At 45.4% G+C, this 7,274-nt stretch carries 7 protein-coding genes; 4 read left to right on the forward strand and 3 right to left on the reverse strand.

The genetic code is table 11. The features are described from left to right. Positions 1-68: 68 nt before the first annotated feature. Entirely contained in the window at positions 69-1,631 is a 1,563-nt protein-coding gene (locus ACRC32_RS25790; protein ID WP_438556652.1) for a cation:proton antiporter, read from the reverse strand. Between the two features lie 162 nt (positions 1,632-1,793). On the opposite strand from ACRC32_RS25790, the gene ACRC32_RS25795 reads away from it, so the two are divergent. The 3 genes from ACRC32_RS25795 to ACRC32_RS25805 all read left to right on the forward strand — a co-directional run bounded on the left by ACRC32_RS25795 (position 1,794) and on the right by ACRC32_RS25805 (position 4,453). Further along, a complete protein-coding gene (locus ACRC32_RS25795; RefSeq protein WP_438556653.1) occupies positions 1,794-1,922 on the forward strand; it encodes a hypothetical protein in 129 nt (42 codons plus the stop codon). Between the two features lie 69 nt (positions 1,923-1,991). After that, positions 1,992-3,896 carry a DNA repair protein RecN gene (gene recN / locus ACRC32_RS25800; protein WP_438556654.1) on the forward strand — a complete coding sequence of 635 codons (1,905 nt, stop codon included), beginning with the start codon at positions 1,992-1,994 and terminating at the stop codon, positions 3,894-3,896. A 56-nt stretch (positions 3,897-3,952) separates the two neighbouring features. Further along, entirely contained in the window at positions 3,953-4,453 is a 501-nt protein-coding gene (locus ACRC32_RS25805) for a GNAT family N-acetyltransferase (protein ID WP_438556655.1), read from the forward strand. Positions 4,454-4,513: 60 nt separating this feature from the next. Here the strand turns inward: ACRC32_RS25805 and ACRC32_RS25810 are convergent, their stop codons facing one another. Further along, positions 4,514-5,212, reverse strand: a complete 699-nt coding sequence (locus tag ACRC32_RS25810) for a response regulator (RefSeq protein WP_438556656.1) — start codon at positions 5,210-5,212, stop codon at positions 4,514-4,516. Between the two features lie 501 nt (positions 5,213-5,713). Here ACRC32_RS25810 and ACRC32_RS25815 point away from each other — a divergent pair. Continuing rightward, complete coding sequence (locus ACRC32_RS25815) at positions 5,714-6,064, forward strand: winged helix-turn-helix domain-containing protein (RefSeq protein ID WP_438556657.1); 351 nt, start codon at positions 5,714-5,716, stop codon at positions 6,062-6,064. Positions 6,065-6,220: 156 nt separating this feature from the next. Here the strand turns inward: ACRC32_RS25815 and glmS are convergent. Continuing rightward, a partial coding sequence (gene glmS, locus ACRC32_RS25820; protein WP_438556658.1) for a glutamine--fructose-6-phosphate transaminase (isomerizing) occupies positions 6,221-7,274 on the reverse strand: 1,054 nt, incomplete at its 5' end.

Below are 7,274 nucleotides of genomic sequence, written 5' to 3' on the forward strand. Positions count from 1 at the left end.
AAGTTATTTTCCCCCTGCTCCTCTGCCCCCCTGCTCCCTACTCCCTACTCCCTGCTCCCTGATAACTGTCAATCGTCTTCTAGGCTTAGTAGTTGCTCGTCAAGCTTTTGCAAGCGCGATCGCACAATTTCTTCTGAAAGAATTTGCTTGCGAATTGCTTCATTAAGCGCCCCTTTTTCTGCTAATAATAAGCGGCGACGGATAGCATCGAGTTTAGTACGGTCATCTTTGCTAGCATCTAAATCATTTGGGCGGCGATTGTAAATTTCCCGCAGTGCTTTTTCTGCCCCTGCTACTCTTACCTGATATGCCGATCTCATTTCTTCATAGACGGCTTTTGGTAATACTCCCGATCTTAAAAGACTATCTAATTCATCTTGTGCTGCCTTGGCAGTCATCAATTGTGCTTGTAATTCTTCAATCTGTTGCCGAAATTTGGAAAATTCAGACAGATGCAAACGTTTAATAAACCAAGGCAAGCTCAATCCTTGCCCAACTAAAGATAGCAACACCGTACCAAACACTATCGCAATTAGCTGCTCTCGCCCTGCTAGCGAGGGTGGAATACTCAGCGCCAGCGCCATAGATAACGAGCCTTTGATGTTACCAATAAATAAAACGTGCTGCCAACGCCACGGAATCGGACGGTCGAACCAACGTACTAAAACTAATAGCCCGTAGACAGAGACAAGTCGTGCCACCTGACAAGCCAAAAATGTTAATAGTACCGCAGGCAGAGTTTGCCAAAGAGTGATTAAATCGATTTCTATACCGATAAGCAGAAAAATAAAACTGTTAACACCAAAACTGGCACATTCCCAAAAACTCAACAAAGTCAACTTACTAGAAGCGGATATCTGTCTAACAAGCCCAATCGTACCAAAGATTAGCCCTGCAACAACCACCGCTACCCCACCAGAAACTCCCAAAGCCTGTCCGATTTGAAAAGTTCCTAGTGCTACTGCTACTGTTAGCAAGATACTACTGAGCGGATCGTCCATTCGAGCTAATAAACCCGTGCTACCCGTACTCAAATAGCCCAAGGCTAGCCCTACTAAAATACTGCCTGCGATCGCTACAAAAAGTTGTTGTAACCCACCCAAAATTGAGAACGAACCAGTCACGCTGACATTTAAAACCAGATTAAATAAAACTAGAGTGAAAATATCATTGAATAACGTTTCTCCCTCGACAATCGTAGACAGTCGCGAAGGCACAAGCACTTCTTTAAAGACAGCAATCACGGAAACGGTATCTGTATTTGCCAAAATCACCCCAACTAGCAACGCTGGTATCCAACTCAAACCAAGTCCGAATTTCAGTACTACTGTTATCACCCCAGAGGCGATAACAACTCCTGGTCCCGCTAGCAGGGTAATTGGTTTAATAGTGCTACGCAGGCGACTAGTATCAGTATTGATAGCTGCTTCAAATAGGAGAATTGGCAAAAACAAATTCAAAATTAGAGAGTCATCCAAACCAATGCGTTGAGGTAAAAGTTCGGTAATGGCTAAACCCGCTAACACTAAACCTGCAACATAAGGCATTCGCAACCAACGGGATAGTAAAGCCACGCCAGTTGCTACGAGTAACAGAATAATTAAGACAGTAACTAACTGAGCGACTTCCATTTAAATTAAAGTCAAAAGTTAAACGTGAAAAGTCAAAAGGGTAACCCTGCCATTTATCCACTTACTCGTTTGCGTTGGCTTACGCCTACAGCCATATTTATCATTGGCTTGTACAAGGCGATCTCTAGTTGGCATCCTAGACTCCTGAGCTGAAAGTCCAACTTGCGACCTATCGTAACAGAAGTCAGCAACCAACTATCAACTGCCAATTATCACCTACCAATTACCAACTACCAACTACCAACTACCAATTACCAACTACCAACTACCAATTACCAGCGAGACTATTAATCCCCTACCAATGTTGGCTAAAATTCATGAGGTGGCAAGTATGCGATCGCCCTTACGACATAGCCCTTCATGTTAATCTCCCTCCAGATTGAAAATTTTGCTTTAATTGACCAGCTGGAGTTGGAATTCGGCACTGGTCTGAATGTCCTCACAGGCGAAACTGGTGCTGGTAAATCGATTATTTTAGATGCGATCGATGCAGCTTTAGGTGGAAAAGTCAATAGTCGCGCCATTCGCACGGGAACAAATCGCGCCTCGATTGAAGCGACATTTCGATTGGATAAAGTTTTGGCTGACTGGCTAATTACAGAAGAAATCGAACTACTTGACGATAACTCCTTAATATGCAGTCGCGAACTATCCGTGGCTCAAAATAGCCTCCGCAGCCGATCGCGAGTCAATGGGGTACTCGTCAACCGCCAGCAAATGGCACAACTACGCGATCGCCTGGTAGAAATTACTGCCCAAGGGCAAGCCGTACAAGTAGGACAAGCAGCCCAAGTACGGGAATGGTTAGATCTTTATGGAGGAACAAGTCATTTTCAACAGCGAGAAGTTGTCGCAACTGCTTACACTGAATATCAACAGATCAAAAATAGTTTAGAAAAACGGCGACAGTCCGATCGGCAGCGGTTGCAGCAAATTGACTTACTAACTTATCAAGTCAAAGAATTAGAAGCAGCTAGTTTAAGCGAACCAGACGAACTAGAACAACTGGAACAGGAACGCCAACGCCTCAGCCATGTCGTAGAACTGCAACAGTCGAGTTATAAAGTCTACCAAGTCCTCTATCAAAATGAGAATGACGGGCAAGCCAGCGCCGACTTGCTAGCAGAAGCAGAAGTGACGCTAACAGATATGGTGCAATACGACACCCAGCTACAACCAATCCTCGATTTAGTGGGTGAAGCACTAGCAGCAGTTACGGAAGCAGGACGGCAGATCGGCGCTTATGGAGAAAGTTTAGAATCCGATCCGCAGCGGCTAGAAATCGTTGAATCCCGCATTCGCGAATTGAAACTGGTGTGCCGCAAATACGGTACTCTCCCAGAAGCGATCGCCTACTACCAAAAAATTCAAACAGAACTCGCCGAACTCAACGACAGCGAACAATCGATTGAAGCCTTGGAACAACAGGAACGAAAATATCTAGACCGACTGTTGCAGGAATGCGATCGACTCACCCAACTGCGCCAACAAGCCGCCGCCAAACTCGAAGCACAGATTCTTGCAGAACTCAAACCCTTGGCGATGGAAAAAGTCCAATTTCAGGTAGAAATAGCCTCTACAGTCCCTACAGCCACCGGAAACAACCAAATTTCTTTTCTGTTTAGTCCTAATCCTGGTGAACCATTACAACCCTTAATTGCGATCGCCTCTGGGGGTGAAATGAGTCGATTTTTACTCGCCCTGAAAGCCTGTTTTTCCCAAGCTGAAGCATCGGGAACGCTCATCTTTGATGAAATTGATGTTGGCGTATCGGGAAGAGTCGCCCAAGCGATCGCCGATAAACTCCACCATCTCAGCCAACGCCACCAAGTTTTGTGCGTCACCCACCAACCCTTAGTTGCAGCTATGGCAGATCGCCATTTTCGGGTAGATAAGCAAGTGATTGTAGGGGCGGGTTTATCAGACACGCCTGAAAATCAACAAACAATCCCGACAAACCCGCCCGTACCGAAGTCGGGAGTCGTAGGGGCGGGTTTATCAGACACGCCTGAAAATCAACAAACAATCCCGACAAACCCGCCCGTACAGGGATCGGAAGAAATTAGGACTGTCGTAAGAGTCGCAGCCCTAGATAATTTTGATACTCGGCGTGAGGAACTCGCAAACCTAGCTGGTGGTAAATCTGCCCAAGATGCGATCGCCTTTGCCGATTCTCTGCTTACCCAAGCCGCCAATCAACGCCAAACTCCACAAAACGGTGCAGCGACAAAACCGCGATCGACTAAATCGGCAAAAAAGCGATGATCGGTGCGTGGTGCGTGACCAACTACCAACTACCAATGACCAACTACCAATGACCAATGACAATTGAAGTGACTCGCACCTATTTAAAAATGACAGCGGCAGATGAGCTAAAACCTGCCAAAATGGAAAGCGATCGCCTGCAAATTCATCAGGTCGTTGAATGTCCGGCTTCTTTTTATCGCTATCTCTACACTGAAGTTGGACGTAAATACCATTGGTGCGATCGCCTCAAATGGACAGATGAAGAAATTCGGACTCACCTCGATCGAGCCAATGTTTCTGTGTGGGTTCTCTACTCAATTGGTGCGCCAGCCGGATTTTTTGAATTAAAACAACACGAAGATAAATCGGTAGAAATTGCTTATTTTGGTATTCTCGACGAATTTTTAGGGCGGGGATTCGGCAAACACCTACTCACTATAGCGCTCGAACGAGCTTGGGATTTAACCGAAAATTATATTTGGTTGCATACCTGCACTTTAGACCATCCAGCCGCCATACCCAACTACCTCAATCGCGGCTTCAGTCCTTTTAAGCAAGAAACTTATTATGTTTAGAGACAATACGTGTAGAGACGTTACATGTAACGTCTCTACACGTAGACATTTATGTAAAAACTATGCTACCAGACCAGCTCTGAGGGCGCGTACAGCCGCCTGCGTCCGGTCGTTGACGCATAACTTATTGAGAATATTACGGACGTGAGTTTTGACAGTGCCAACTGTAATGTAGAGTTTATCGGCAATGTCATAATTACTATGCCCTGCCACAATCAGCGCTAACACATCAAGTTCGCGATCGGTTAGGGGAGTAGCTGCCAGCATTTGAGTGTACTCTGGCTCTATGGCATCGATCGCCACCGTTGGCTTAGCACCAACCGGACGGACTTCTTTCAACACAATCCGGGCGATTGACGAATCAATCCAGTTTTCACCTGCGTAGGTCGCTTCTATCGCTTCGACTAATTGATCTATACTGGTATCTTTCATACAGTAAGAGTCTGCTCCAGCCGTAAAAGCAGCTAAAACAGTATCTTCGCGATCGTTTAAAGTCAGGATCAAAACTTTACTCTTGCAGTCTGGCGTTTGGGTTTGAAACTCGCGGAATTTACGAGTTAATTCAATCCCATCCATATCTGGTAAACCTACATCGACGATCGCCACGTCTGGCTTAGTCATTTGTAGCAATTGCAAACCATCATGGGCATTAGCAGCATCGCCAACCACTTTCACTTTCTGAGTCTGTTCTAGAGCAGTCCGCATTCCTAAGCGGGTAAGAGTGTGGTCTTCAACCAATGCAACTTGAATTAGACTCATATTCAACCTCAATCAATTCGATCTCAACAGTTTAGACAATAGTTTAGACAATTACCTGAAAAACAGTTTTTATTGTGCAGTCAATTCAATTTCAATGAGAAAGTCTATTGAACATTTACTGAAATAGGGTGAGAAACAATCCGTAAATTACCCGCCCTTCGGTAGATACATCGATATTCGCATTAGCCCTAAAATTACGCTATCCCTCTAAGGGATGAAGTTGTCCCTAAAAGGGAGCAATTCAGTGACCAGCGATCGGTGACCAGCGATCGGTGACTAGTGACTAGCTATTAAAACGGTTTCTGGGCAACAAAAGCATTGCTGCTTGTAGATGGCCTAGTTGTAAATACTAACTGATAACCGATCGGAGGCAAGAGGCGAGAGGATTTTAGACTTCTCACTAGCGCTCGCTGATAATTGACAACTTTGTACAGACACTACATGTAATGTCTCTACACTGATAACTGATAACTGATAACTGATAACTGATAAGTAGAGCAAGTGAATCAAAAAAGTGTAGAAAAAATTCAAACAGCAACAAAATTTATTCTGTGGTTTCGCCACTGTTTACCGCAACCATTTCAACAGGTTGTGCGACCATATTTAGCTCAACCTTATCAATTAGCTTTAGAAATACTTGACTGTTGTAGCGGTGAAGAACCTATGACGGTAGAAACTATCGCTCAGAAAGTTGCGATTAACAAAAATACAGCGCGGCAAGTACTCAGTGCTTTGAGAGAGGGAGGTTTGACTTTTACGATCGGTGCAAATAGAGGATGGAAGTGTTTGCAAGTCAATCAGCAATCTTTACAAGCGATCGAGCAAACTTTGGAACGAGAATTAATTTCTTAAGTATTTCAAACTTGAGTGACAAATGCTGATGGAGATTGTCATTAGTCATTAGTCATTAGTCAGCGATCGCGTTCCAGTGAGAAATTTTTCAGGGCGCACAGATGTACGCCCCTGTCTTAGATTTTGTGCAGTTGAGAACGGCTAGCAGCTGAAATTCTATTCTACGGTGACGGACTTAGCCAAATTACGGGGCTGATCCACATCCAAGCCACGCCTTGCAGCGATGTGATAGGCAAGTAGCTGTAACGGAATAACTGAGAGAATGGGAGAGAGAATTTCATCTACAACTGGGACGGGGAGTGTATCGTCAAATATTTCCTTGGCGTGTTCGTCGTGCATGGGCGCAACGCCAATTAAGCGCGAGTCGCGGGCTTTAGCTTCCTGTACGTTAGAAAGAACTTTTTCATAAACGCTACCAGGCATAGCGATCGCCACGACAGGGACTTTGGCATCCAACAAAGCGATCGGTCCGTGTTTCATTTCTCCCGCTGGATAGCCTTCCGCATGAATGTAACTAATTTCCTTCAATTTCAGCGCCCCTTCCAGCGCGATCGGATAATTAATTCCCCGTCCGATGAAAATAAAGTCTTGCGTCTCAGTAAACTCATGGGCGAGTTCTTCGATTTGTCGCTCTTGCTGTTCCAAAATTGACTCAATCTGGGCTGGGAGTTGCCACAGTTGCCCGATGATTTGCTCTAGTTGAGTCGCTGATAGAGTTTGTCGGCGATACGCCAGATCGAGGGCGAGGCAATAAAAAGCAACTAGCTGGGCAATAAAGGTTTTTGTGGCGGCTACGCCAATTTCAATTCCAGCCTGAATGTCAATTGTGTAGTCTACTAGTCGAGCTAGCGAACTTTGCATTCGGTTGGTAATTCCCAACAGACGAGGACGAAATTGTGGCGTTTTTTCGGCACGGCGTTGCTTATCCATAGCGATCGCCGATAGCGTATCAGCCGTTTCACCAGATTGCGTCACGCCTACAATCAACGTATTTGGCATCAGAGGCGGCGGCGCGTAACGGAACTCTGAAGCATAGTGTACCTGTGTGGGAATTTGTGCTAACTGCTCCAGCAAATACTTACCCACCAAGCTAGCGTGCCAACTCGTACCGCACGCTACAATTTGAACTTGCTCCAAGTCGGTGTAGAACTCTGCTGGTAAGCTCAGATTAATTGTACTTGTGGTAGATGCAGCAGTCCAATCGTTGCCA

The sequence above is a fragment of the Chroococcidiopsis sp. genome (assembly GCF_051657925.1).
Classification (GTDB): Bacteria; Cyanobacteriota; Cyanobacteriia; order Cyanobacteriales; family Chroococcidiopsidaceae; genus Chroococcidiopsis.

Coding starts and splice junctions, on each gene's coding strand:
- ACRC32_RS25790 (WP_438556652.1), bottom strand. CDS start 1,631: ATGGAAGTCGCTCAGTTAGTTACTGTCTTAATTATTCTGTTACTCGTA.
- recN (WP_438556654.1), top strand. CDS start 1,992: ATGTTAATCTCCCTCCAGATTGAAAATTTTGCTTTAATTGACCAGCTG.
- ACRC32_RS25805 (WP_438556655.1), top strand. CDS start 3,953: ATGACAATTGAAGTGACTCGCACCTATTTAAAAATGACAGCGGCAGAT.
- ACRC32_RS25810 (WP_438556656.1), bottom strand. CDS start 5,212: ATGAGTCTAATTCAAGTTGCATTGGTTGAAGACCACACTCTTACCCGC.